At 69.3% G+C, this 24,014-nt stretch carries 24 protein-coding genes; 13 read left to right on the top strand and 11 right to left on the bottom strand.

Translation table 11 applies throughout. The annotated features are described in order from the left end of the window. Positions 1-31 precede the first annotated feature (31 nt). The 3 genes from E0H50_RS21800 to E0H50_RS21790 are packed head-to-tail and all read right to left on the bottom strand — an operon-like array spanning position 32 to position 3,234. On the bottom strand, positions 32-1,135 hold the full coding sequence (locus E0H50_RS21800) for a zeta toxin family protein (protein ID WP_131291444.1): 1,104 nt from the start codon (positions 1,133-1,135) through the stop codon (positions 32-34). Next, positions 1,132-1,428 carry a hypothetical protein gene (locus E0H50_RS21795; protein WP_131291442.1) on the bottom strand — a complete coding sequence of 99 codons (297 nt, stop codon included), beginning with the start codon at positions 1,426-1,428 and terminating at the stop codon, positions 1,132-1,134. The genes E0H50_RS21800 and E0H50_RS21795 overlap by 4 nt, the downstream gene beginning before the upstream one ends. A 27-nt stretch (positions 1,429-1,455) precedes the next feature. Beyond that, a complete protein-coding gene (locus E0H50_RS21790) occupies positions 1,456-3,234 on the bottom strand; it encodes a 3-hydroxyacyl-CoA dehydrogenase family protein (protein WP_131291440.1) in 1,779 nt (592 codons plus the stop codon). A gap of 21 nt (positions 3,235-3,255) precedes the next feature. Here E0H50_RS21790 and E0H50_RS21785 point away from each other — a divergent pair, with 21 nt between their 5' ends. Continuing rightward, the gene (locus E0H50_RS21785; protein WP_131291438.1) at positions 3,256-5,406 is read left to right on the top strand and encodes a hypothetical protein; all 2,151 of its coding nucleotides are present in this window, start codon (positions 3,256-3,258) and stop codon (positions 5,404-5,406) included. Here E0H50_RS21785 and E0H50_RS21780 read toward each other — a convergent pair. Genes E0H50_RS21780 through E0H50_RS21770 form a run of 3 tightly spaced genes read right to left on the bottom strand, consistent with a single transcriptional unit; the run spans position 5,387 to position 7,040 of the window. Further along, complete coding sequence (locus tag E0H50_RS21780) at positions 5,387-5,842, bottom strand: NUDIX hydrolase (RefSeq protein WP_165547243.1); 456 nt, start codon at positions 5,840-5,842, stop codon at positions 5,387-5,389. The two genes, E0H50_RS21785 and E0H50_RS21780, sit on opposite strands and share 20 nt — an antisense overlap. Continuing rightward, positions 5,839-6,720 (bottom strand): class I SAM-dependent methyltransferase, encoded by an 882-nt coding sequence (locus E0H50_RS21775; protein ID WP_131291434.1) that lies wholly within the window; start codon positions 6,718-6,720, stop codon positions 5,839-5,841. The genes E0H50_RS21780 and E0H50_RS21775 overlap by 4 nt, the downstream gene beginning before the upstream one ends. Then, entirely contained in the window at positions 6,717-7,040 is a 324-nt protein-coding gene (locus E0H50_RS21770) for a hypothetical protein (protein ID WP_202868263.1), read from the bottom strand. The genes E0H50_RS21775 and E0H50_RS21770 overlap by 4 nt, the downstream gene beginning before the upstream one ends. A gap of 49 nt (positions 7,041-7,089) precedes the next feature. Between E0H50_RS21770 and nucS the strand changes: the two genes are divergently transcribed. The 4 genes from nucS (at position 7,090) to glmS (ending at position 10,120) form a co-directional block, all read left to right on the top strand. Further along, on the top strand, positions 7,090-7,749 hold the full coding sequence (nucS, locus tag E0H50_RS21765) for an endonuclease NucS (protein ID WP_130387417.1): 660 nt from the start codon (positions 7,090-7,092) through the stop codon (positions 7,747-7,749). A 14-nt stretch (positions 7,750-7,763) separates the two neighbouring features. Continuing rightward, on the top strand, positions 7,764-7,907 hold the full coding sequence (locus E0H50_RS43050; protein WP_165547242.1) for a hypothetical protein: 144 nt from the start codon (positions 7,764-7,766) through the stop codon (positions 7,905-7,907). A gap of 71 nt (positions 7,908-7,978) precedes the next feature. Beyond that, positions 7,979-8,263 (top strand): hypothetical protein, encoded by a 285-nt coding sequence (locus E0H50_RS21760; protein WP_238151128.1) that lies wholly within the window; start codon positions 7,979-7,981, stop codon positions 8,261-8,263. 36 nt (positions 8,264-8,299) lie between these two features. Continuing rightward, on the top strand, positions 8,300-10,120 hold the full coding sequence (gene glmS / locus E0H50_RS21755) for a glutamine--fructose-6-phosphate transaminase (isomerizing) (RefSeq protein ID WP_131291432.1): 1,821 nt from the start codon (positions 8,300-8,302) through the stop codon (positions 10,118-10,120). Positions 10,121-10,206: 86 nt separating this feature from the next. Here glmS and glsA read toward each other — a convergent pair whose 3' ends face one another. Further along, positions 10,207-11,652: a glutaminase A gene (gene glsA / locus E0H50_RS21750; protein WP_131291430.1), complete on the bottom strand. Its 1,446-nt coding sequence runs from the start codon at positions 11,650-11,652 to the stop codon at positions 10,207-10,209. 172 nt (positions 11,653-11,824) lie between these two features. Here glsA and E0H50_RS21745 point away from each other — a divergent pair, with 172 nt between their 5' ends. Genes E0H50_RS21745 through E0H50_RS21735 form a run of 3 tightly spaced genes read left to right on the top strand, consistent with a single transcriptional unit; the run spans position 11,825 to position 14,557 of the window. Further along, positions 11,825-12,940, top strand: coding sequence for an L-talarate/galactarate dehydratase (locus tag E0H50_RS21745; RefSeq protein WP_131291428.1), 1,116 nt, complete (start codon positions 11,825-11,827; stop codon positions 12,938-12,940). Continuing rightward, a complete protein-coding gene (locus E0H50_RS21740; protein WP_131291427.1) occupies positions 12,937-13,620 on the top strand; it encodes a FadR/GntR family transcriptional regulator in 684 nt (227 codons plus the stop codon). Before E0H50_RS21745 ends, E0H50_RS21740 begins: the two co-directional genes overlap by 4 nt. Before the next feature lie 10 nt (positions 13,621-13,630). After that, positions 13,631-14,557, top strand: coding sequence for a hypothetical protein (locus E0H50_RS21735; protein ID WP_131291425.1), 927 nt, complete (start codon positions 13,631-13,633; stop codon positions 14,555-14,557). Here E0H50_RS21735 and E0H50_RS21730 read toward each other — a convergent pair whose 3' ends face one another. From E0H50_RS21730 to E0H50_RS21715, 4 genes are read right to left on the bottom strand one after another with little or no spacing between them, the layout of a single operon-like run. Beyond that, positions 14,558-15,814, bottom strand: a complete 1,257-nt coding sequence (locus E0H50_RS21730; RefSeq protein ID WP_131291423.1) for a glucarate dehydratase family protein — start codon at positions 15,812-15,814, stop codon at positions 14,558-14,560. Further along, positions 15,811-17,295, bottom strand: coding sequence for a tripartite tricarboxylate transporter permease (locus tag E0H50_RS21725; protein ID WP_131291421.1), 1,485 nt, complete (start codon positions 17,293-17,295; stop codon positions 15,811-15,813). Before E0H50_RS21725 ends, E0H50_RS21730 begins: the two co-directional genes overlap by 4 nt. Continuing rightward, the gene (locus E0H50_RS21720) at positions 17,295-17,786 is read right to left on the bottom strand and encodes a tripartite tricarboxylate transporter TctB family protein (RefSeq protein WP_131291419.1); all 492 of its coding nucleotides are present in this window, start codon (positions 17,784-17,786) and stop codon (positions 17,295-17,297) included. The genes E0H50_RS21725 and E0H50_RS21720 overlap by 1 nt, the downstream gene beginning before the upstream one ends. Continuing rightward, positions 17,783-18,781: a tripartite tricarboxylate transporter substrate binding protein gene (locus E0H50_RS21715; RefSeq protein WP_131291417.1), complete on the bottom strand. Its 999-nt coding sequence runs from the start codon at positions 18,779-18,781 to the stop codon at positions 17,783-17,785. Before E0H50_RS21715 ends, E0H50_RS21720 begins: the two co-directional genes overlap by 4 nt. Positions 18,782-18,879: 98 nt before the next feature. On the opposite strand from E0H50_RS21715, the gene E0H50_RS21710 reads away from it, so the two are divergent. Genes E0H50_RS21710 through E0H50_RS21690 form a run of 5 tightly spaced genes read left to right on the top strand, consistent with a single transcriptional unit; the run spans position 18,880 to position 24,007 of the window. Next, a complete protein-coding gene (locus E0H50_RS21710) occupies positions 18,880-19,767 on the top strand; it encodes a LysR family transcriptional regulator (protein ID WP_131291415.1) in 888 nt (295 codons plus the stop codon). 52 nt (positions 19,768-19,819) lie between these two features. Then, complete coding sequence (kdgD, locus tag E0H50_RS21705) at positions 19,820-20,746, top strand: 5-dehydro-4-deoxyglucarate dehydratase (protein WP_131291413.1); 927 nt, start codon at positions 19,820-19,822, stop codon at positions 20,744-20,746. Next, on the top strand, positions 20,743-22,062 hold the full coding sequence (locus E0H50_RS21700) for an enolase C-terminal domain-like protein (protein ID WP_131291411.1): 1,320 nt from the start codon (positions 20,743-20,745) through the stop codon (positions 22,060-22,062). Before kdgD ends, E0H50_RS21700 begins: the two co-directional genes overlap by 4 nt. Continuing rightward, entirely contained in the window at positions 22,063-22,887 is an 825-nt protein-coding gene (locus tag E0H50_RS21695) for a M55 family metallopeptidase (protein ID WP_131291409.1), read from the top strand. Positions 22,888-22,921: 34 nt separating this feature from the next. Continuing rightward, complete coding sequence (locus E0H50_RS21690; protein WP_131291408.1) at positions 22,922-24,007, top strand: esterase-like activity of phytase family protein; 1,086 nt, start codon at positions 22,922-22,924, stop codon at positions 24,005-24,007. The last annotated feature ends 7 nt before the right edge of the window (positions 24,008-24,014 follow it).

The raw sequence follows: 24,014 nt of genomic DNA, 5'->3' as shown, positions 1-24,014 counted from the left end.
GCCAGCTCAGCCGGAGCAGTAGAACCCTGCCTCACCGATCCACCGACGGGCCCGCGGGCGGCCGTCCGCCGTCTGGTCGGCGGGCTCCGCTCCCGAGTCCTGAGGGCCGGGTGCCATCGGGGGTCTGAGGTGCTCCGGGTGGTGTGTTTGCCGTGTCCGGGGGCCGGATGCCGCCGGCCGGGGCGACGCCTGCGCCTGTCACCCGCCGCAGCTCGGCCAGTTGTCCGTCGATCTGCGGGGCTCGATCCGGCGCGGGCTGCGAGGGCATCGCTGCAGGGCGCTCGACCTGCTTGCGCATCGCCTCGCGGACCACGTCGTCGACCGCGGGCTCCAGTTCGTCACCCCGCTCCCGCAACGCGCGCGCCGTACCCACGAATCGCTGCTGCTCCGCCGGCGTCGGCGGGCGGTTGCGCTCGGCAACGATCGCCTCGCGTGCCCCGGGCTCGCGTTCCAGCGAGCCGTCCGCCCGGCGGTGGTTCTCGTAGAGCACGTTCCCCGCGCGGTCCACGACGTAGATGTCGTCGGCGTACCCCAGGGTCTCCACCGCGTGCGCAGCGTCAGGCACTCGCTGGTAAACGGCGTTGTGCATGCGCGGATCCACCCACCGCCCGTTGCCGGCGGCGTCCTTCGCCTGCTGGTACCGATCCGCGATCGCCAGCAGACTGTCAGCCTCGTTCGTGGCGACATAAACGGCCACCACCCGATGGCCGGCGTTCCGGAACGGCTCCAGGGTCTGCTGCGCCCGCTCCGGGGTCTCCAGCCACGCACTCGTCACGACGTCGTACGGCGGGTCCGCGGTCAGCAGACTGTCCAGGCACCGCTGGCTCAGGTTCTCGGGCAGGCTCTGAACCACCTCGCCGTGCGCGTCCAACCCATCGTCGCGCGTCGCCTCCTGGAACCGCGGATGGGCCTGGGCGTCGTCATCGGCCTCGTACGTCGCCGCCGTGTCCACGCCGAGCGCCGCGTGCACCCGATCCTGGACCGTCGACTTCGCCGCACCGGGCTGCCCGCCGATCACCACCGCCAGCGGCTGGATGCCAGGACCGCGGACGGGACGGCGGGGCGGCATGATCTCCTCGGTCCGACGGGCAATCAGCTGCTCGGACTCGCCCGGGGTGAGCGTGAGGTCGATCATTCGGTGCGTAGCCGGTCCAGCAGCTCGGGGTAGGTGCGCAGGATCTCGGACCGCTCCTCGGCCGACAGCGCCGCGAAGCGCCGGAACCGCTCGGTGTGCACCGCGCGCTCCGTCTCGAGCTCACGTCGACGAGCCTCGTCGGTCTCGGAGGCGATCAGCCCGTTGTACGCCGACAGTACCGCCCGGACGAGGACCCGCGCCCGCTCGTGCTCGACCCGCTCGTCATCGGACAACGGCGCGACGAACCGCCCGCTCAGCGCCTCGGTGATGTGCTTCCCGTGCTCGTCCGGCATGGGGCCAGACTAGCGAGACGGGTCCGGTCAGTTGGAGTAGTCGCGGAAGCCGCGGCCGGTTTTGCGGCCGAGGTAGCCGGCCGTGACGAGGTGCTCCAGTAGTGGGGCCGGGGCGAAGCCGGGCTCGCGGAACTCCAGGTAGAGCGTGCGCTGGATGGCGAGCGAGACGTCCAGCCCGACCACGTCGAGCAGGGCGAACGGGCCCATCGGCAGGCGGCAGCCGAGCTTCATCGCGGCGTCGATGTCGTCGACGCCGGCGTAGTGCGCCTCGAGCATCCGGACCGCGTCGTTCAGGTACGGGAACAGCAGCGCGTTCACGATGAATCCGGCCCGGTCGCCGCACCGCACCGGGTGCTTGCCTGCGGCAACTGCCACCGCGGCCACCGTGTCGGCGACCTCGGCTGTGGTGCTCACGGTGCTGACGACCTCGACGAGCTGCATCACCGGCGCCGGGTTGAAGAAGTGCAGCCCGACCACGTCACCCGGCCGCTTGGTCGCCATCGCCAGGTCGATCACCGGCAGACTCGACGTCGTGGTCGCCAGGATCGCGCCCGGCTTGCAGATCTCGTCGAACGTCTCGAACAGCGCCTGCTTGACGCTCAGCTCCTCGACCACCGCCTCGATGACGAGGTCGACCGAAGCCAGGTCGTCGAGCTTCGCCGTACCGGTCACCCGGCGCAGCGCCGCGTCGCGCTCCTCGGTGGACAGCTTGCCGCGCTGCACACCCTTCTCCAGCGAGCGCTCCAGTACGCCGCGGACCCGGTCGACCTTCTCGGTACCGCGGGCGACGTACAGCACGTCGTACCCGGCCTTGGCGAGCACCTCGACGATGCCGACCGCCATCGTGCCGGAGCCGACGACACCGACCTGCTTGACCGTCCGTACGACGACCTCGTCGCCGTTCTGGTGCGGGGTGTGCTCGTCGTCGACCACGACCGGCGAGTCCGGCGACTCGTAGGTGTAGAAGCCGCGACCGGTCTTCCGGCCGAGGAGGCCCGCGGTCACCATCTGCTTGAGGATCGGCGCCGGGGCGTGCAGCCGGTTGCGGCCCTGCTTGTACATGGTGTCGAGAATCTCGTACGCCGTGTCGAGGCCGATCAGGTCGAGCAGCGCCAGCGGACCCATCGGGTAACCGCAGCCGAGCCGCATCGCCGCGTCGACGTCCTCGCGGGTCGCGTAGCGCGACTCGACCATGGAGACCGCGTGGTTCAGGTACCCGAACAGGAGCGCGTTGGCGATGAACCCGGCCCGGTCCGCCGCGACCACCGGGACCTTGTCGAGCCGGCGGGCCAGCGCCTGCACGTCCTCGACCACGTCCGGCTCGGTGACCACGGTCTTGATCACCTCGACGAACTCCTGCACCGGCGCCGGGTTGAAGAAGTGCATGCCGACGACGCGCCGCGGGCGCTGGGTGGCGACGGAGATCTCGGTGACCGACAACGACGAGGTGTTGGTCGCCAGGATCGCGTCGTCGCGGACGACCTTGTCCAGCGCGGCGAAGATCTCGCGCTTCAGCTCGAGGCGCTCCACGACGGCCTCGATCACCAGGTCGCAGTCCGCCAGTGCCTCCAGCGAGGTGGCGAACGTGACCCGGTCGAACAGGGCCTGCTGGTCCTCGACGGACAGCTTGCCGCGTTTCACGGCGCGGTCGGTCGAGTGCTGGATGTGCCCGCGGCCGCGCTCGACGGCCTCCTCGTCACGCTCGACGCCGACGACCGTCAGGCCGTTGCGCGCGAACACCTCGGCGATCCCGGCGCCCATCGTGCCGAGACCCACCACACCCACCGTCGTCAATTCCCGAGCCATGCTCTGCACTATGCCAGTCCGATGACTGGTCCGCCCATGAGCTGGGTCACCGGCGAGGTCAACCTCACACGCCTGACCACCCGCCTGACCTCACTGCAGCCGATAGTTGACCGCATGCTCGCCCGAACCCTGGCCGCAGCCGCAACCCTCCTCTGCCTGCCCACAACGGCAGCAGCCGCGGAGGACCCAGCAGCGGCGGTTCCGGGTGCGGCGGTTGCGGCGCCGGTGGTGGTTGTCGGGATTGCCGGGCTCACCTGGGACAACCTGACCGAGGAAGGCGCGCCGACGCTGTGGAGGATGCTTGAGGACGGGGCCGGGGCCGCGGCGATGACGGTCCGTACCGTGCACTCGCCACCCTGCCCGCTGGACGGCTGGCTCTCCCTCTCGGCTGGCCGGGCGGCGACCGATCCCCAGCCACACCGCGACCGCGACTGTACGGCGCTCCCCTCGGTAACCGACGGCACCGTGGACGGCTGGTCCGGTCTCGTCCAGGCCCAGCGCGACTCGGTATACGACCCAACGCTGGGCCTACTCGGTACGACGCTCGCCGACAACAACGTCTGCGCCACCGCCGTCGGCCCAGGCGCCGCGCTGGCCCTTGCCACCCGCCAGGGCCAGGTAGCCAGGTACTACCCCACCGCGGAGACCGCACGCTGGGACTGCCCGGTGGCAATGGTCGACGCCGGCGTACTCGACCGTCGCCGCGATCCCGGCCGCGCCCTCCGGCAGGCCGACGACACCGTCCGTGAGGTCCTCGAGAAGGCACCGCCGACCGCGACCGTGATCGTGCTCGGCGTCTCCCAGCCACTGCACTCGACCCTGGCGATGAGCGCCGTACTCGTCACCGGCCCCCGAGCCGCCGGCCATTACCTGACCGCCCAGTCGACCCGTTGGCAGGGCATCGTGCGACTCCTCGACATCCCGTCGACGATCGTCGCCGCGGCCGGTGTGCCCGAGCCCAACGACTTCACCGGCGCACCGCTGATCGCCACAGGCACCCGCCCGTCAGCAGCGGACACCGCCGCGAAGCTCGCCGACGTCACACACCGCGACCGCGACCTGCGCCGCAGCTCCGGCTGGTTCGTCAACGGCCTGGCCGCGGCGGTGCTCCTGGCGATCGCCGCGCTGGCAGTACTCCGGCGCGCCGGGCGGAGGACGCGGACGGTCGAGTTCAGCCTGCTTGTACTCGCCGCTCTGCCGTTGTGCTCGTACTTGGTCCGCCTCATCCAGTGGTGGAGATGGCCTGTACCGCTCGCGGCCCTGTGGCTCGGCATGCTCCTCGGCGCAGTCGCGCTGGCCTTCGCGCTCCGGCGACTCCCCCGAGCCGTCACCGTCCTCGCCGGGATCACGGTCGCCGTCCTCGCCCTCGACGCAATCACCGGGACCGTCCTGCACCACGGCAGCCCGCTCGGTCCGTCACCGCTGTCGGGTGGCCGGTACTACGGGTTCGGCAACACCACGTTCGTCGTGTTCGCCGTACATGCCGTGCTCTTCGCGGCAGGCGTCGCCCGCTGGCTGCGGTCCCGATCCGGTACCGCGGTCGCCGCCGCTGCCGTCGCGGCGATCGGGCTCGTGACGGTCGCGGTCGACGCCTGGCCGACGTGGGGAGCGGACGTCGGCGGCGGGTTCGCGATCGTCCCGGCGTTCGTCCTGCTGACCCTCGATGTCCTCGGACGGCGGATCGGCGTCGTCCGTCTGCTGCTCACCGGCGCCGCGGCGGTCGTCGCCGTGGCCCTGGTCAGTGTGCTCGACTGGCTTCGCCCGGCCGCATCGCGCTCACACGCCGGTCGGTTCGTCGAAGACCTGTTGAACGGTGACGGTCTCGGCGTGGTGACCCGCAAGGCCGGCTACGCGTTCGGCTCCTTGTCCGCCGGGCCGCACCTCTGGCTGGCCGGCCTCCTGCTGCTGTATCTGCTCGCCGTGGTGGTCGCCCGCCGCCAGGTAGCACCGGCCTGGTTCGAACGAGCAGTGACCGAACGGCGCTACCTCTGGGGCTGCTTCGTCGCCATCGTGACCATCGCGGCGATCGGATCCGCCGCCAACGACTACGGCCTGCGCATCGCCCTGCTGACCTTCGCGGTCGCCGGTCCACCACTGGCACTGACGATCGCCAGAGCCACATCACCATCGACGAACCGCGGCACCGTCGAGCTCACCCGCCCTCGTCGATGACGACCGGCGTTGCCATCCAGCCGTCGAGCAGCCACCACGGGTCAGGGGCACCCTCGAGTGCGGCGGCGATCGGTCGCGGCTTGAGGTCGCAGGCGGCGAGGTCCGTCACCGGCAGCCACACGGCGCGATAGCTCCCGCGCTCCGAGTCGGCCGCGCTGCCCATCTCCGGACCGTCGCCGGTACCGAACTCGCCGCCGATCACGTCCGCGACGAAGTAGTGCTGCGTGCTGTCCCCGAGGTGCACGACCGCGACCGCGGCACGGATCTTGACCAGCAGCCCGAGTTCCTCGTGAGCCTCCCGGCGCGCGGCCTCCGCCGGACTCTCCCCGTCCTCGACCTGACCGCCGGGCAGCACGTGGTACGTCCGCCCGTCGCGCACCCGCTCGATCGCTGCGATCCCGTGTTCGCTGAGCAGTACGACGCCCGCGCGGATCACGAGCGCGTCGCCAGGATCTCGAACCAGGTGCCGATCTTCGAATCGCCGCGCTCGAGTCGCGCGACCGTCCATCCGGTCGCGGTCAGCAGGTCACGCAGCGGTTCCTCCTGCCAGAGAACGAAATGCCGCGGCAGATCCAGGTGCCGTTTCGACCACTCCTCGCCCTTGCCCTCCCGGGTCGCGAACGCGAGCACCGGCGCGGCCCGGCCCGCTTTCCGCAGTACGCCGGCCAGTTGCGCGCGATCGAAGTGCAGGAACACCGCGCTCGCGTACACGGCGTCGTACGGGCCGCCGTAGTCGTCGGTGATCGCGTTCAAGCGGTCGGCGGCGTACCCGTCGGCGCGCATCATGTCGACGAACGCCTGCGTCGCGTCGGTCCGGCGTACGACGTACCCGCGGCTCTCCAGCTCGATCGCGTCCTTGCCGGTGCCGCTGCCGAGCTCGAGCACCTTGCCGCCCGCTGCGAGACGTTCGGCGAGCAGGTCGATCAGCAGGTGGTTGGGTTCCTTGGGAATCGAGTCGCGGAACTTGCCGGCGGCCTGTTCGTACGCCGCGAGCGTGAGCTCGTTGTCCGAGGCGACCCGGGTCCAGCCGTCGCCGGTGTGCTCGACGACGGCAGGCAGTGTGAGGCCGAGGTCCAGCCCGAGGACCACCACGGTCTCGCCGCGATGCAGGTCGGCGATCGACCGCAGTTCGGCGTCCGGCTGCTGGGTCAGCTCGGGTACGACGGTCAACCGCACCGCGAGCGCCTCGGCCAGTCGCGCGCCCGCGGCGGCCTCGAACGGCCCGGCGTACACCTGTGCGATCCGCTCACCGACCACGGCGTCCTGGATGTCACCGGGCAGCAGCAGGATGCGGGCAGGACACATGAGATTCATCGATCGACGTACTCCAGGGCCTCGGCGGCGTAGTCCGGCCAGACGGCGGACTGCTCGAGCGGGATCTTTACCCATTCCTTCATCGGCCGACCCATCCCCGGATCGAACTGCTCCGCACCGGGGACCGTCAGCGCCTTCTCCCGCGGCCCGGGCGGGAGTTTGAAGGTCATCGCGTCGCCGTACATCCCGGCGAGCACCTTCTTGCCGGCCTTCAGGCACGGCATCCCGAACATGCTGCCGCGCACCACTCCGGCCGCCTCGAGCCCGGCCGCGACCGCGTCGTACGCGGCGACCGCCTCGTCGCTCACCTTCGGCATCATGCTCACCACCTTCCCACTCCGGCGGGCCGGTGCACTACGGTGCTTTCTCGTGCGCTTGGTGATTGCTACGTGTTCTGTTGACTACTCGGGGCGGCTGACGGCTCATCTGCCGATGGCGCCCCGGCTGCTGATGGTGAAGGCGGACGGGTCCGTGCTGATCCACGCCGACGGCGGGTCGTACAAACCGCTGAACTGGATGTCGCCGCCGTGCAAGCTGACCGAGGACGAGGGGGTCTGGAGCGTCACCAACAAGGCGGGTGAGGAGCTGCGGATCACCATCGAGGAGGTGCACAGCGACACGGCGTACGAGCTCGGGACGGACCCCGGCCTGATCAAGGACGGCGTCGAGGCGCACCTGCAGGAGCTGCTCGCCGAGCACGTCCACACGTTCGGCGAGGGCTGGACGCTGGTACGCCGGGAGTACCCGACCGCGATCGGCCCGGTCGACCTGCTGCTCCGCGACGCCGACGGCAAACACGTCGCGGTCGAGATCAAGCGCCGCGGCGAGATCGACGGCGTCGAACAGCTGACCCGGTACGTCGAACTCCTGAACCGCGACCCCTTGCTGGCCCCGGTCCGCGGTATCTTCGCCGCCCAGCTGATCAAGCCGCAGGCACAGTTCCTCGCCACCGACCGCGGCCTGGACTGCCTCACCGTCGACTACGACGCCCTCCGGGGCATGGAGTCCGACGTCCTGCGCCTCTTCTGAACAGGAGTCCCCCGATGACGTCGACCCCTCCGGAACCGCCGGGTGCCTTCGACTGGCTGGTCTGGCTGATCGTCCCGGTCGGCGCGCTGGTGGCGGTGCTGGTCATAGTCCTCGTCGTCCTGCTCACCCGCAAGCGCAACACGCACCCAAACTCCTGACAAATCAGCATATTTGCCCGATTTCGGGCAGATGCTTGGCTTTGCCCCCGGAAAGACTGCATGGTTAACGGGTGATCAGTGAGGCGGCGGCCGTGGAGCCGGTCGACGAGCTGGCCGATCAGGTCAGCCGGACGACCGGACTGTCGGCGGATGTCGCGCGGCGCGTGGTCGCCGACGTACTGGCCTATTTCACCGAGACGACCGAGGAGTACGTCCGGCGCCGGCACCGAGAGCTGCAGACCTACGGGGCCCGCAACGACGAGATCTTCGCCCGCCTCGGCACCGAGCTCCGGCACTGGCCGGTCCGCTCACCCGAACTCTCCGCCCGGCAGCTGCGACGGATCGTCTACGGCTGACCGGGTCCACAGCAGACCTACGAAGGGCACCACTACATGTGCGGAATCGTCGGGTACGTCGGCACCAAGCCGGCCGCGCCCATCCTGGTGGACGGACTGGCCCGGCTCGAGTACCGGGGCTACGACTCGGCGGGCGTCGCCGTCCTCGGGTCCAGCGAGCTGAAGGTGCACAAGGACGCCGGCCGGGTCCGTGAGCTGGAGGCGTCGCTGCCGAAGCGCTTCGGCGGCAAGCTCGGCATCGGCCACACCCGGTGGGCCACCCACGGCGGCCCGAGCAAGGACAACGCGCACCCGCACGCCAGCGGCAACGAGCGGATCGCGGTCGTGCACAACGGCATCTTCGACAACGCCGGGGCGATCCGCTCGCAGCTCGAGGACGCCGGCGTCAAGCTGCGCTCCGAGACCGACACCGAGGTGCTCGCGCACCTGATCGAGCAGGCCGACGGCGGCACCCTCGAGGAGAAGGTGATGGCCGCCCTGCGCCGGATCGAGGGCACCTACGGCATCGCGGTGATCGACCTCGACTTCCCGGACCGGATCGTGGTCGCCCGCAACGGCAGCCCGCTGATCCTCGGCATCGGCGACGGCGAGATGCACATCGCCTCCGACGCGGCCGCGCTGATCCGCTACACCCGCCAGGTCGTCTACTTGGACGACGGCGAGCTGGCCACCGTCCGCGCCGACGGCTACCGCACCTTCACCCAGGACGCTTCCCCGACCACCAAGACCGCGAAGACGGTCGAGTGGGAGGCCGAGGAGTTCGAGCGCGGTCTGCACGAGCACTTCATGATGAAGGAGATCCACGAGCAGCCGGACGCGGTCGGCCGGGTGATCCGGGGCCGTCTCGACGAGCGCTTCCACACCGTGCACCTCGGCGGCCTGAACATGGACGCCCGCGAGGCGCGGGAGATCAAGCGGGTCAAGATCCTCGGCTGCGGTTCGGCGTACTACGCGGGCCAGATGGGCGCGCAGTTCATCGAGGAGGTCGCGCGGATCCCCGCCGACGCGGAGCCGGCCTCGGAGTTCCGGTACCGCAATCCGGTCGTCGAGCGGGACACGCTGTACGTCGCCGTGTCGCAGTCCGGCGAGACCCTGGACACCCTGGTCGCGGTGCAGGAGCTGAAGCGCAAGGGCGGTCGCGTGATCGGCCTGGTGAACGCGGTCGGTTCGAGTATCGCGCGGGAGGTCGACGGCGGTGTCTACCTGCACGCCGGCCCGGAGGTCTCGGTGGCGTCGACGAAGGCGCTGACCAACATGGCGGTCGGGTTCGCGATGCTCGGCATCCACCTCGGCCGGATCCGGGACGTCTCCCCCGCCGACGGCCGCCGGCTGATCGACGGCCTGAAGAAGCTCCCGGAGCACATCGCCGCGATCGTCGCGCAGGAAGAGGAGCTGGCCAAGATCGCCGGTCGCCTCGCGCAGCACGAATCGCTGTTCTTCGTCGGCCGGACCCGCGGGTACCCGGTGGCGCGGGAGGGTGCGCAGAAGCTGAAGGAGATCTCGTACCGGCACGCCGAGGCGTACCAGACCTCCGAGCTGAAGCACGGCCCGCTGGCGCTGATCTCGCCGGACGTGCCGAGCGTCGCGATCGTCCCCGACGACGAGCTGCTGGACCGCAACATCGGCGCGCTGCACGAGATCGGCGCCCGCTCCGGCCCGCTGTACGTCGTCACGCACCCGGACGTCGAGATCCCGGACGGGGTCGCGGCGAAGATCGTCGTACCGAAGAACGAGCCCGAGCTGGACCCGATCCTGCTGACGATCCCGCTGCAGATCATCGCGTACTACGCCGCCGTCGCCCTCGGCCACGACGTGGACAAGCCGCGCAACCTGGCGAAGTCGGTCACCGTCGAGTAGCCGACCGCCACGCCATCACAACAGCGACACACGGCCCCCGGCACGCTCAGCGTGCCGGGGGCCGTTCGGTTGTGATGGCCTGGGGATCAGAGCTGGTGGCTGGGCTTGACTCCAGGGCGAGTGCTCGCCGCGACGGCGGGCTGCTCGGGGCTGATGCCCGGTGTGGTGGTCGGGCGGGGGGATCCTGGTCTCGGCAGGCCGCCGAGGGCGTGGTCGGCGGCGCTCGCCGCCTCGGCTCGCCGGTCGGCGCCGTTGAGCGCACCGACCAGCTGTCCGCGGCCGCGCTCGGCACCCATGCTCCGGTACGGGTGCAGGCCGAACTCGTTGACGAGCCGCTTGCACACCTCGACCCCACGCACCGAGTTGCCGACCGCGTCCAAGCGGGGCGAGAACACGACGACGGCCATGCGCTTCGACGGCACCACCATCAAGACGTTGCCGGACACCCCGCTCTTCGCCGGCAGCCCGACCTGGTTCGAGAACTGTCCGGAGTCGTTGTACATCCCGCTGTGGCCCATCACGGACAGCACGCGGGCGGCGGTCTCCGGGGAGAACACCTGTTTGCCGCTCAACGGTGCGACTCCACCGCCCGCGAGCGTGGCACCGGCCCTGGCCAACCGCTCGGTGTTCATGGTGAGCGAACAGACCATCGTGTAGAACTCGTTGGCGTCTTCCGGAGCACGTCGGTCGGTCGGACTGGCGCCGTACAGCTTCCCCGCCTTCGCCAGCGCGTTGGCGAACGCGGCGTTGCCGAATCCGGTGTCCCGCTCGGCCGCGAACGTCGGGCCGTGCAGCTGTGGCCGGTCGCCTGTCATCGCCGCCCACGCTCCCTGGACGGTGGTCAACCGGTCGGACAGATCCTTGCCGGAGTCGACCAGTGCGAGGGTCCCGATCGCTCCGGCGTTGATCATCGGATTGTGCGGCCTGCCGTCCCGCCCCAGCGACAGCAACGGATCGTTGAAGGGCCCGCCGCTCTGCTCCTGGCCGATCCAGCGGTGCACCTCCTCCGGGCCGAGCTGCTCCAAGGCGATGGCGTAGCTGAACGGCTTCGACGTCGACTGGACGCTGAACTCGTCCGCGGTGTCGCCGATCGAGAACACCTGGCCGTCCGCGGTGCAGATCGCGATGCCGAACTTCTCCGGGTCGGCGTCCCGCAAGGTCGGGATGTAGTCCGCGACCGCGCCGGACCGCTCGTGCAGCAGGTCGGTGTGGATCCGTTCCACCGCGTGCGCGAACTCCTCGAACTCGTCCGCGGGAACCGCGAGTTCACCCGTCAGCGTTCGCTGGATCACCGCGTGCTGCCCGACCTCGGCGAACGTGTCGAAGTCGATCTGCACCGGTTGGGAGTACGGCGTGATCGCCGGCCGGCCGGCGGCGTCGCGGACACCGTCCAGCGCCGCGCGCACCCGCGGATCGTCCGGCATGATCCCGGCCCGGCCGAGGGTGTTGAGCAACTCCCAGGACCAGATCCGTCCGTCGTCGTCCGTGTCGATCGTCGCAAACGACCGGAGCAGCTTCTCCGAGACGTCCATTGGCTGCTTCCTTCCCCAGATGGCGGCAGGCGGGCGCGCACGACCACACTGTCGGCACTGTCGGCGGGCAGCAGCCTGTACCGGTCGTGTTTCCACGGCGGTCACCTGGTGTTACGACGATGTCAAACGAGCCTGTTGTAGTACAAGTTGACCACTTGTATGATCACTGCCCATGGACCGCATCCGCCAGGTGAAGCTCTCGTCCGTCGTCCTCCCGCTCGACCAGCCGATCAGTGACGCCAAGGTGCTGACCGGGCGGCAGCGGCCGATGACCGAGGTGGTGTTCCTGTTCGCGGAGATCGCGACCGAGCAGGAACAGCACGGGATCGGGTTCAGCTACTCGAAGCGGGCCGGCGGACCCGCGCAGTACGCGCACGCCAAGGAAGTCGCGGCGGGGTTGATCGGAGAGGATCCGTCGGACATCGCGAAGGTGTACGACAAGCTGCTGTGGGCCGGCGCCTCGGTCGGCCGGTCCGGTGTCGCGACCCAGGCGATCGCCGCGATCGACATCGCGCTGTGGGACCTGAAGGCGAAGCGCGCGGATCTGCCGCTCGCCAAGCTGCTCGGCGCGCACCGCGACTCGGTCCGCGCGTACAACACCTCCGGCGGGTTCCTGCACGCCCCGATCGAAGAGGTGCAGGAGCGCGCGTCGAAGTCGCTCGCCGACGGGATCGGCGGCATCAAGATCAAGGTCGGCCAGCCCGACAGCCGGATCGATCTGGATCGTGTTCGCGCCGTCCGGGAACACCTCGGCGACGACGTACCGCTGATGGTGGACGCGAACCAGCAGTGGGACCGCCCGACCGCGCTACGGATCGGCCGGGTGCTCGAGCAGTTCGATCTGGTCTGGATCGAGGAGCCGCTGGACGCGTACGACGCGCTCGGGCATGCGGAACTCGCGGCAGCCCTCGACACCCCGATCGCGACCGGCGAGATGCTGTCCAGCGTCGGCGAGCACGTCCGGCTGATCGAGGCCCGGGCGGCCGACATCATCCAGCCCGACGCGCCGCGGATCGGCGGCATCACGCCGTTCCTCAAACTCGCGACGCTGGCCGACCACCACGGTCTGCAGCTCGCACCGCACTTCGCGATGGAGATCCATCTGCACCTCGCGGCGGCGTACCCGCGCGAGCCGTGGGTCGAGCACTTCGAGTGGCTGAATCCCTTGTTCAACGAGCGTCTGGAGACGGTCGACGGGCGGATGCTCGTCCCCGACCGTCCGGGTCTCGGCTTCACCACGACCGAGCAGTGCGCGAGGTGGACCGTGGACAGCTGCGAGTTCCGGTGAGTGGTCTGGCGGATCAGATCGTCGAGGATCTGAAGCGGCGGATTCTCAGCGGGCGGATCGCGCCGGGCGAGAAGCTACCGGGTGAGAACGGGCTGGTCGAGGAGTTCGGGGTCAGCCGGACCGTCGTGCGCGAGGCGGTCTCGCGGCTGCAGGCGGCCGGGCTGGTGGAGACGTTCCAGGGACGCGGCTCGTTCGTGCTGGAGGTGCCGGATCGTACGCCGGGACTGCGCGCGGTCCGCTCGCACCGCGACGTCCTCGACCTGATGGACTTCCGGATCGGGGTCGAGAGCGAGGCTGCGGGGCTGGCGGCATCCCGGCGTACCGATCATCAGTTGAAGGGGATCGAGCGCGCGCTGGACGACTTCCGGCGGGTCGGCGACGATCCGGGGCGGTCGGTGGAGGCCGACTTCGCGTTCCACCTCAAGGTTGCCGTTGCCTCGGGCAATCGGTTCTACGGGGATCTGATCGGGGAGCTCGGGCCGATGATGATCATGCTGCCGCGGACCCGGCTCGACCCGGCCTACGAGATGTCGGACCCGGACCACCTGATCCGCGTGGTGCACGAGCACGAGAACATCAGCGCGGCGATCGCGCGGTCCGAGCCGGAGGCGGCGCGGGCCGCGATGCGGGTACATCTGTCGAGTACTCGGCACCGGTTGCTGACCCACACCGCCGGATAGCGTTGCCGGCATGGCGCAGCTCGTGCACGCCCGCAAGCCGGTCCCGCCGCGGAAGCGGGTCGAATTCGGCGGGACGATCGTGCTGGGCGCGTTCGCGGTTCTCGAGTTCGCCAACGGGATCTGGCAGGTGGCGATCGTGATGGCGGTCATCGCGGTGCTGCTGATTCCGGTCGCGTTCGTGATCGCGGGGCGGGCGGTACGCCGGCATCCGGACTGGATCGAGGTGCGGCCCGATCGCATCACCGCACTGCGCGCTTCCGGTACGTCGTGGGAGTTCGTCCGCAACGACGACAGCACGTTGCGCGTCGCAGACCACCGCGGCCAGCCGCACCTCTACCTCGACGGCATGACCTCGACCGGCGTGATTCCCCTGGCCCGCTTCGACCTCGAAGAGTTCACCCAAGCCGCCACCGCCGAGGGTTGGCCTATGCCGTCGCCCACCATTCCCCCGGCCCCACCGGAAACACCTTCTGCTAACCGCTCGGTGGAGCAGGCGACTCGGGTTGTGCTTCGGGATGGGGAACGAGGTCCGTTGCCGTGGACCAGTCGCGGGCTCAGTCCGAAGCTTGTGGTGGGGCTTGCGGTCGTGGTCGGGATGGGGGTGATGGCGTTGGCGTTCGCCAGTGCGTCGCCGACCGCGATCATCATCGCCGTACTGGGCCCAAGCATCGCGCTCGCCCTCGCGCTGGTCGTCATCTCGATCCGGCACGCGCTCAAAGTCACCCTGACCGTCACGATCGCGCCGGACCGTGTGTCGGTCACCCACGGAGCACTCGCCTCGCAGGTCGTCCAGCGGACCGCGGTGACTTCCACCAAGGTCGGCCGCCGCTACGCCCGCCTCCGCGGCCCGGACGGCAAACCGCTCCTGTACGTCCCGCTCAACCCGCAGCGCACCGCCGTGCTGAACGCCCTCTCCGCGAACGGCTGGCCGGTGTGACTACCAGCGTGCAGTGTTGGGACTGAACCCCGGATCCACCGTCCGCATGTACGTCGTGTCGTCCCGCTTCCGGATCCCGCACGCCAGGTACTGCTCGTGCAACACCCCCAGCGCGTCGACATCCAGCTCGACCCCGAGCCCAGGCCCACGAGGCACCCGCACACTCCCCGACTCGAAGGCCAGCACACCCGGCTTGATCACGTCCTCTGTCTTCCATGGGTAATGCGTGTCGCACGCATAGGTCAGGTTCGGCGTCGCCGCGGCCAGATGCGTCATCGCGGCCAGGCTGATCCCGAGATGCGAGTTGGAATGCATCGACAACCCCATCCCGAACGTGTCGCAGATCCCGGCCAGCAGCTGCGACCGCCGCAACCCGCCCCAGTAGTGATGATCCGACAGCACCACCTGCACCGCGTCCGCGAGCACCGCCGGCTTCAGATGCGCGAACGCGATCACGCACATATTGGTCGCCAACGGGATCCCTGTGCCCGCTGCCTGCCGCGCAACTGCCGCCATCCCGTCGATCCCGGGCGTCGGGTCCTCCAGATACTCCAGTACGCCGGTGAGCTCCCGAGCGACCTGTACCGAGGTGTCGACGGTCCACGCACAGTTCGGATCGATCCGCAGCTTGTGCTCCGGGAACGCGTCGGCGAGCGCCCGGACCGCCTCGGCCTCCTGCGCCGGCGGGAACACGCCGCCCTTCAACTTGATCGCGGTGAACCCGTACTCGTCGATCATCTTCCGGGCCTGCCGCACGATCCCGTCCGGATCGAGCGCCGCACCCCACGCATCCTCTGCACCACCTGGATGAGCGGCCCACTTGTAGAACAGGTACGCGCTGAACGGCACCTCGTCCCGAACCGCCCCACCGAGCAGATCCACCACGGGCCGACCCAGCTGCTTCCCCTGGATGTCCAGGAACGCCACCTCGTACGGCGACAGCACCACGTCGGCCGGATCCTGCAGGTTGAGCATCCCGCCCACCTGAGCACCACCCGATGTCAGTACGTCGCGTACGCGTTGCCGCAATCCGTTGAGGTCGAACGGGTCCAGCCCGGGCAGCACCTCCGCGACCGCCCGCAACCGCTCCAGATGGTCGTCGGCGGCGTACGTCTCCCCCAGTCCGACCAGCCCGTCGTCCGTCCGCACCTGGACGATCGTGCGTAGCGCGTACGGTTCGTGGACGCCGACGACGTTCAGGAGCGGCGGGTCCGCGAAGGCGACCGGGGTGAGTTCGACACTGGAGATCTTGCTCATACACGTTCCTTCTGGCGCCTGACGAGCGCCCGGACAGCGGGGAGGGCGAGGACGATGATCAGCGCCACGAGGACCGTGCCGGAGATCGGGCGGGTGAAGAAACCGGCCGGGTTGCCGCCGAAGATCAGCAGCGACTGCCGGACCGCGGTCTCCATCACGCTGCCGAGGACGAACGCGAGCACCAGCGGCCCGGGCTCGAACCCGAGCTTCTTCATCAGGTACCCGAGGACGCCGAACACGATCACCAGGAAGATGTCGAACACCTGGTTCGCCACCGTGTAGACGCCGAGCAGCGTGATCAGCACCGTGATCGGCGCGAGGACGGCGGGCCGTACCTTGAGGATCTTCACGAACAGCCCGACCAGCGGGATGCTCATGATCAGCAGCAGGATGTTGCCGAGGTACATCGAGTTGATCACGCCCCAGAACAGGTCCGGGTGCTCGGACACCAGTTGCGGACCGGGCGGGATGCCCTGGATCAGCAGCGCGCCGAACATCAGCGCCATCGTCGCGTTCGCGGGGATCCCGAGCGTCAGCAGCGGGATGAACGACGAGGTCGCCGCCGCGTTGTTCGCGGTCTCCGGCGCCGCGACGCCCTCGACCGCACCGCGACCGAACCGCTCGGGCTGCTTCGACCGCCGCTTCTCCACCGCGTACGCGACCAGCGACGACAAGGTCGCGCCGCCACCGGGCAGTACGCCGAGCACGAAGCCGATCACAGAACCGCGACCGATCGCGCCGCGCGCCTGCCGCAGGTCGGCCCGCGACGGCCAGACGTTCGCGACCGCGGCCGGCGTCTGCAGCTTGTGGTGGCGTTCCTCCAGGTTGTAGAGGATCTCGCCGAGCCCGAACAGCCCCATCGCGATCGGCACGAAGTCGATGCCGTCGGCAAGATTCAGGCTGTCGAACGTGAACCGGCTCGCCCCGGTGAACGTGTCCCGCCCGACCGTTGCCAGCAGCAACCCGACCCCGGCCGCGATCACCGCCTTCAACCAGCCGCCGTTCCCCACGGTCGCCACCAGCAGTACGCCGAACAACGACAACGCGGCGTACTCCGGCGGACCGAAGTCGAGCGCCACGCCCGCGACCACCGGAGCGACCAGGGTCAGCCCGATGATCGACACCGTGCCGCCGATGAACGATCCGATCGCGGCGATCCCGAGCGCCGTACCGGCCCGTCCTTGTTTGGCCAGCGCGAACCCGTCGAACACCGTCACCACGGACGAGGCCTCACCCGGTAGCCGCAGCAGGACCGACGTGATCGTGCCGCCGTACTGCGCGCCGTAGAAGATGCCGGCCAGCATGATGATCGCCGACACCGGCGGCACGCCGTACGTGATCGGCAGCAGGATCGCGATCGTCGCGGCCGGCCCGAGCCCCGGGAGAACGCCGATCAGCATGCCGATGACGACGCCGATCAGGCAGTAGAGCAGGTTCGCGGGCTCCAGGACGACGCCGAAACCATCGATGAAGCCGTCCATCAGATCAACCTGGGCAGCGGAATCTGCAGCAGCAGCACGAACAGGACGTAGAACGCGGCAACCGTGCCCACACTGATCGCGACCGACGACACCCAGGACTCCTTGCCGAGGAACCGCAGCCAGACGAACGTCAGTAGCAACGACGGGATCTCGAACCCGATCAACGGCAGCACGGCCGCGAAGATCAAGAGCGTCAGTACGGCGACCGCGGTCTGCACACTCGCCCGCGAGAACTTCTCGGTGTCCGTCCCGTGCCGCCCGACCAGTGCGAGCGCGATCGACAGCACGGTGACGACAACGCACACCACGAACGGCCACAGACCCGGCCCGGGCTGGGTCAGCCGGCCCAGCCCGAGCGTGACCGACCCGATCAGGCCGGCGACACCGACCGCACCGGCAACGACCGCGGCCCCGAGCTGGGACCACGGTCCCCCGTGCGGCGGACGATCCTCGGCGAGCTCCGCCTGCAGGGCCTCGGCGTCGAAACTCACTTCTTCGCCGCCAGCGAGATGCCGTACTGGTCGAGCTGCGCCTTGTACTTGGCGGTGGCCTCGTCGAGGATCTTCTTGATCTCGTCGGGCCCGACCTCGCGCGGCGTCAGGAAGTTCGCCTCGTTGAACTTCTTGTACGTGTCGGTGGCGAAGGTCTTCTTCGCGGCCTCGGCGAGCTTCGCCTTGACGTCGTCCGGCGTGCCTTTCGGCGCGGTCAGGAACCGGTACTGCGACACCACCACGTCGTAGCCCTGTTCCTTGGCGGTCGGCACATCCGGCAGGAAGGCGATCCGCTCGGCGGAGAACACCGCGAGCGGGACGAGCTTGCCGGATTTGACGTTCTCGATCCCCTCTCCGATCTGGAAGGTGGCAACGTCGACCTGCTGACCGAGCAGCGCGGTCATCGCCGGCGCGCCGCCGTCGAACGGAACGTCCGTCGCCGCGATGCCCGCGGTCTTGAAGGTCAACGCGGAGGCGAGCTGCGCGCCGGTGCCGACACCGGTCGTGCCGTACTTGATGTTCTTCCCGGCCTTCTTCAGGTCGGCGATCGTCTTGTACCCGGACGCCGCCGGCGCAGCCAGCATGTAGTCGTCCTGCGAGACCCCGGTGATCAGGTCGAAGTCGTCGATCTTGACCGCCTCGTTCGCCGAGACCGCGAGCGGCGTGATGGTGAACAGCGACGCGTTCTGTACGGCGATCTTGTAACCGTCGGCCTTGGCGGCCTTCAGTTCCTTGGCGTTCAGCGCGCCGTTGGCACCGGGTTTGTTCACCACCGGCACCGAGACGCCGAGCTCCTTGCCGACGCCCTCCGCGATCGCCCGGGTGATCAGGTCTGTGCTGCCGCCGGGGGACGCGCCGACGCTCATCTGGATGTTGCCGGTCGGGTAGTCGCCCTCGCCGCCGGTGGAGGTCGTCTTGACCCCACCGCAGCCGGCCAACAGGACCGAAGCACTGACCGCCATCACCAGGACGCGGCGGTTGAGTTGGAAGACCATCGGAAATCCCTCCTCCGGGCTCGATTTCGTGAGCGTAGGAAGCGGCGATCATGCCTGTCCAAGGCCGATGTGGCATCGAGTGATACCTTTCGGACATCATGTTTTCGCTCGACCAGCTGAGCGCGTTCGTCGCGGTCGCCGAGGAACTGCATTTCGGCCGGGCCGCCGACCGGCTGAACATGACCCAGCCGCCGTTGAGCCGGCAGGTGCAGAAGCTCGAGCGGGCCGTCGGCGCGCGGCTGCTCGAACGCGACAACCGCAAGGTCGAGCTGACCGAGGCCGGGCAGGCGTTCCTCACCGAGGCACGCCGGCTGCTCGCGCTGGTCGAGACCGCGGGCGATCTGGCCCGCCGGGTGGACCAGGGCGCGGCGGGGACGCTGCGGCTCGGATTCACGGCCACGTCGGCGATCCGGACGCTCGGGCCGCTGCTGCGCCGGCTGTCCGAGGAACTGCCGGACGTCGACGTGATCCTGCACGAGCGGGTCACACCCGCGCAGATCGACGGGCTGCTGCGCGGCGAGCTGGATCTCGGACTCGGACGGCCGCCGTTCGACTCCGACGTACTGGACTCCCGGCTCGTGGTGCGGGAACCGTTGTGTGCTGTTGTCCCCGGCAACCATCGGCTCGCCGCGCTCGGCCGGCCGTTGACGTCCGCGGACTTCAGCGGTGAGCAGGTGATCAGCTACTCGCCGACCCAGGCCCGGTACTTCCACGAGCTCACGGTCCGGTTCCTCGCCGAGTCGCACCCGCGGATCGAGCAGCGGGTGCAGCAGATCCTCACCGTGATCCTGCTGGTCGCCGCCGGTCGCGGTATCGCGCTGGTGCCGGCGTCGGCCCGGCACCTCGGCGTCGAGGGCGTGACGTACTGCGACCTGGACGGACCCGGCGGACCTGTCGAGGCGGTCGAACTGCACGCGATCTGGCGGCGGGACGCGACCGGCCCGGTCCTGCAGCGCGTGCTCACGATGCTCCCAGAGCATCATTAGATCCAAAATCGATCTTGGACAGGTATCCACGCGGCTTCCTACGCTGTGCCGCGTGACCAATGATTCCCCCCGGTACTCCCCCACTGAACTCGCCGCGCAGCTGAAGACCGGGCTGCTCTCGTTCCCCGTGACGCACTTCCACGCGGACCTCAGCTTCAACGAGGCGGGGTACCGCGAGCACCTGTCCTGGCTGAGCAAGTACGACGTCGCGGGCCTGTTCGCCGCGGGCGGGACCGGCGAGGGCTTCTCGCTGACACCGGCGGAGATCGACACCGTCGTACGGACCGCTGTTTCGGAGGTGAACGGGCGGGTCCCGGTGATCGCACCGGCGACCGGTGGAACCGCCGCCGCGGTGGCGGGAGCCCAGGCGGCGGAGGCGGCCGGTGCGGACGGGGTCCTGCTGTTCCCGCCGTACCTGACCGAGGCCGGTCAACGTGGTTTGATCGAGCATGTGTCGGCGGTGTGCCGCAGTACATCGCTCGGGGTAACGGTGTACAGCCGGGCGAATGCGATCCTCGACGACGTAACGGTTGCGGAGCTCGCGGACCGGAACCCGAACCTGGTCTGCCTCAAGGACGGGGTCGGAAACGTCGAGCAGATGACGCGGACGTACGCGCTGGTCGGCGAGCGGCTGACGTACGTCGGCGGGCTGCCGACGGCGGAGACGTTCGCGCTGCCGCTGCTGCAGCTCGGGTACAGCACGTACTCGTCGGCGATCTTCAACTTCGTCCCGGAGTTCGCGCTCGGCTTCTACGCCGACGTGATCGCCCAGGACCGGGACTCGGTGTACCGCAAGCTGCGCGAGTTCGTGCTGCCGTACCTGGACATCCGCGACCGGACCAAGGGGTACGCCGTGTCGATCGTGAAGGCCGGCGTCAACGCGATCGGACGCGGCGCCGGGCCGGTGCGGCCGCCGCTGCAGGACCTCAGCTCCGAGGAGCTCGCGGAGCTGACCGAGCTGATCAAGAAGGTGAAATGACGCCTACTGTCGCGTCGGTCGAGGTCGTGCCGGTGGCTGGGTACGACAGTATGTTGCTGAATCTGAGTGGGGCGCATGGGCCGTTCTTCACTCGGAACGTTGTGATCGTCACCGACAGCTCGGGTAATACCGGGCTTGGCGAGGTGCCTGGCGGGGAGAAGATCGCGGGTACGATCCGCGACGCGGCACCTCAGCTCATCAACCAGCCGCTTGCTGGATACCGCGGGCTGCTTCGCGCGATTTCCACCGCCTTCCAGGGGCGAGACGCCGGTGGGCGGGGGCAGCAGACCTTCGATCTTCGGACGACGGTGCATGCGGTGACGGGACTCGAGTCGGCGCTGCTGGATCTGCTCGGGCAGCATCTCGGTGTACCTGTTGCCGAGTTGCTCGGGGAAGGGCAGCAGCGCGCGGCGGTCCCGGTGCTGGGTTACCTGTTCTACGTGGGGGACGTGGCGCAAACAAACCTGCCCTACCAGGTGGAAGGCGGTGGTGACCGGTGGTTGGAGCTGCGGCGGAGGCCGGTGCTTTCGGCTGAGGCTGTTGTCGAGTTGGCTGTGGCGGCGCAGGAGCGGTACGGGTTCGCCGACTTCAAGCTCAAGGGTGGGGTGTTCGATCCGCATGTCGAGGTGGACGCGGTGCGGGCGTTGCACGAGCGGTTTCCGGAGGCCCGGATCACGGTCGACCCGAACGGGGCCTGGCTGGTCCGTGAGGCCGTCGCGGTCTGCTCGGGGCTGGACGACGTACTGGCGTATGTCGAGGATCCGTGCGGCGCAGAGTCCGGGTTCTCCGGGCGGGAGACGATGGCCGAGTTCAAGCGGCAGACCGGTCTCCGGACTGCGACGAACATGATCGCGACCGACTGGCGTGAGCTCGCGCACGCGATCCGGACGGACGCGGTCGACATCCCGCTGGCGGACCCGCACTTCTGGACGATGGCCGGATCGGTGCGGGTCGCGCAGCTGTGCCACGACTTCGGGCTGACCTGGGGTTCGCACTCGAACAACCACTTCGACATCTCGCTCGCGATGTTCACCCACGTCGGCGCGGCCGCACCGGGAGACGTCACCGCGCTCGACACGCACTGGATCTGGCAGGACGGGCAGGCGCTCACCAAGGAACCGCTGCGGATCGCCGGCGGCGAGATCGCCGTACCGACCCGCCCTGGCCTCGGGATCGAACTCGACCGCGACGCGCTGGCCGCCGCCCACGAGCTGTACCTCGAGCACGGCCTCGGCGCCCGCAACGACGCGATCGCGATGCAGTACCTGATCGAGGACTGGGGGTTCGACCCGAAACGGCCTTGTATGGTCCGTTAGATGAAGATCTTCTTGTCGACCGACATGGAGGGTACGGCGGGCGTCGTCGACTGGAGCCAGGTACGCGGACCCGCCGCGGAGTACGAGTACTACCGAGGCCAACTGCAGGCCGAGGTGAACGCCGCGATCGACGGCGCGCTGGCCGCGGGCGGGACCGAGTTCCTGGTGAACGACTCGCACTCGACAATGCAGAACCTGCGCCCCGACGAGTTGCATGGGCGCGCGAGCTACCTGTCCGGGAAGCACAAGCCGCTGTACATGATGCAGGGTCTCGACGACTCGTTCGACGCCGTGTTCTTCGTTTCGTACCACGGGTCGGCGGGGTCGACGTCGTCCGTGCTGCACCACACCTACAACCCGCGTGCGATCGCCGAGGTCCGGCTGAACGGCGCGATCACCGGCGAGGCCGGAATCAACGCGCTCGCCGCGCTGGCGCACGGAGTTCCCGTCGTACTGATCTCCGGCGACCGGGTGACGATCGACGAGGCGCAGGCGTTCTGTCCGGAGATCGAATCGGTTGTGGTGAAGGACTCGGTGTCGCACAACGCCGCCCTGTCGGTGCATCCGGAGCGGGCCCGGGAGCTGATCCACGACGGTGCCCGCCGCGCGCTCGCCCGGCTGAGCGACATCCGGTTGCCGAGTATCACGCTCCCTGCCGAGCTGACCGTGCGCTTCCACAACGGCGCGTTCGGCGAGCTGGCCACCCAGCTGCGCGGCGTCGAGCGGCGTGATGAGAAGGTCGTTGCCTTGCGCAATGACAATCCGCTGCAGCTTTACCGGAGCTTCATCGCGACCGTCCTGTTGAGCCGCGGAGTCAGCGAGTAGTTTGGTCCGGTCGTCTCTCTCCTAGGAGTCCGGAATGCGTTGGCACCAGCCGCTGGCCGCAGCAGTCGTCCTGACCGCCCTCACCACGACGCTCACCGCGTCCGCGACTCCGCTCCAGTACGGCGGGGCTTGCTCGCAGCATGCGACGCTGCTCGGTTTCAGCGACGCGCTCGACAAGACGACGTACGACGGGCAGCCGGTGGCGGGACTGTCCGCACTCAACGTGACCGGGCCGCACAGCGCGGTCGCGCTCGTCGACAACGTCGCGACCACACCCGCCCGGGTGTTCGACCTGAAGGTGAACAGCAAGCCGACCTCGGTACAGGTCGACGGGATGACGATACTCCGGCGCCCGGACGGTACGCCGTACAACGGCGGCGACTTCGACGGCGAAGGACTCGTCGTCGAGCGGGGCGATCGGACCATCCTGGCGACGTCGGAGCGGGAGCCGTCGATCCGGCGTTTCCGGCTGTCGGACGGCAAGCAGATCGGCCAGCTGCCGGTGCCGGCCCGCTTCCGGGTCGCGCCGGCCGGCGAGGCGACGAGCAACGCGACGTTCGAATCGCTGGCGGTCAGCCGTGACGGTCTGTCGCTGTACGCCGGTATGGAAGGCCCGCTCGCCTCGGACGGGACCGACGCCGGCAACCGCAGCCGGAACCGCATCATCCGGTACTTCGGTCTGCCCGGGCACGACTACCGGCCGGTCGCGCAGTACGCGTACCAGCCCGACCCGGGACTCGCGCTGGTCGAACTCGCGTCGGCGAGCCCGACCGAGCTGGTGTCGATGGAACGGACGTTCACACCGGGCGTCGGGAACACGATCCGGGTGTTCACGGTGTCGCTGCGGCGGGCGGCCGATGTCACCAAGGTGGCCTCGCTGGCGGACGCGCCGACGTCGGTGTTCCTGCAGAAGAAGCTGCTGTTCGACCTGGTCGACTGCCCGCCGTCGGGCGCCGTCGCGAAGCAGCCGCAGCCGAACCCGTTGCTGGACAACGTCGAGGCGCTCGCCCTCGGCGGATACCTGCCGGGCGGACGCCGGCAGCTGTACCTGATGTCGGACGACAACAACGGCGCCACCCAGATCACCCGCTTCTACTCGCTGGCAGTCAACCTGGCGTGATTGCGGG

The organism is Kribbella sindirgiensis, from assembly GCF_004331435.1.
In the GTDB taxonomy this organism is placed as follows: Bacteria; Actinomycetota; Actinomycetes; order Propionibacteriales; family Kribbellaceae; genus Kribbella; species Kribbella sindirgiensis.
The sequence above is the reverse complement of the archived record's forward strand: the minus strand, read 5'-3'. Positions and strand labels throughout refer to the sequence as shown.

Bases quoted from the DNA above. Each gene is read 5' to 3' on its own strand.
- E0H50_RS21800 (WP_131291444.1), bottom strand. From the start codon at position 1,135: ATGATCGACCTCACGCTCACCCCGGGCGAGTCCGAGCAGCTGATTGCC.
- E0H50_RS21795 (WP_131291442.1), bottom strand. From the start codon at position 1,428: ATGCCGGACGAGCACGGGAAGCACATCACCGAGGCGCTGAGCGGGCGG.
- E0H50_RS21790 (WP_131291440.1), bottom strand. From the start codon at position 3,234: ATGGCTCGGGAATTGACGACGGTGGGTGTGGTGGGTCTCGGCACGATG.
- E0H50_RS21785 (WP_131291438.1), top strand. From the start codon at position 3,256: ATGACTGGTCCGCCCATGAGCTGGGTCACCGGCGAGGTCAACCTCACA.
- E0H50_RS21775 (WP_131291434.1), bottom strand. From the start codon at position 6,720: ATGAATCTCATGTGTCCTGCCCGCATCCTGCTGCTGCCCGGTGACATC.
- E0H50_RS21770 (WP_202868263.1), bottom strand. From the start codon at position 7,040: ATGATGCCGAAGGTGAGCGACGAGGCGGTCGCCGCGTACGACGCGGTC.
- E0H50_RS43050 (WP_165547242.1), top strand. From the start codon at position 7,764: ATGACGTCGACCCCTCCGGAACCGCCGGGTGCCTTCGACTGGCTGGTC.
- glmS (WP_131291432.1), top strand. From the start codon at position 8,300: ATGTGCGGAATCGTCGGGTACGTCGGCACCAAGCCGGCCGCGCCCATC.
- glsA (WP_131291430.1), bottom strand. From the start codon at position 11,652: ATGGACGTCTCGGAGAAGCTGCTCCGGTCGTTTGCGACGATCGACACG.
- E0H50_RS21745 (WP_131291428.1), top strand. From the start codon at position 11,825: ATGGACCGCATCCGCCAGGTGAAGCTCTCGTCCGTCGTCCTCCCGCTC.
- E0H50_RS21735 (WP_131291425.1), top strand. From the start codon at position 13,631: ATGGCGCAGCTCGTGCACGCCCGCAAGCCGGTCCCGCCGCGGAAGCGG.
- E0H50_RS21730 (WP_131291423.1), bottom strand. From the start codon at position 15,814: ATGAGCAAGATCTCCAGTGTCGAACTCACCCCGGTCGCCTTCGCGGAC.
- E0H50_RS21725 (WP_131291421.1), bottom strand. From the start codon at position 17,295: ATGGACGGCTTCATCGATGGTTTCGGCGTCGTCCTGGAGCCCGCGAAC.
- E0H50_RS21715 (WP_131291417.1), bottom strand. From the start codon at position 18,781: ATGGTCTTCCAACTCAACCGCCGCGTCCTGGTGATGGCGGTCAGTGCT.
- E0H50_RS21710 (WP_131291415.1), top strand. From the start codon at position 18,880: ATGTTTTCGCTCGACCAGCTGAGCGCGTTCGTCGCGGTCGCCGAGGAA.
- E0H50_RS21700 (WP_131291411.1), top strand. From the start codon at position 20,743: ATGACGCCTACTGTCGCGTCGGTCGAGGTCGTGCCGGTGGCTGGGTAC.
- E0H50_RS21695 (WP_131291409.1), top strand. From the start codon at position 22,063: ATGAAGATCTTCTTGTCGACCGACATGGAGGGTACGGCGGGCGTCGTC.
- E0H50_RS21690 (WP_131291408.1), top strand. From the start codon at position 22,922: ATGCGTTGGCACCAGCCGCTGGCCGCAGCAGTCGTCCTGACCGCCCTC.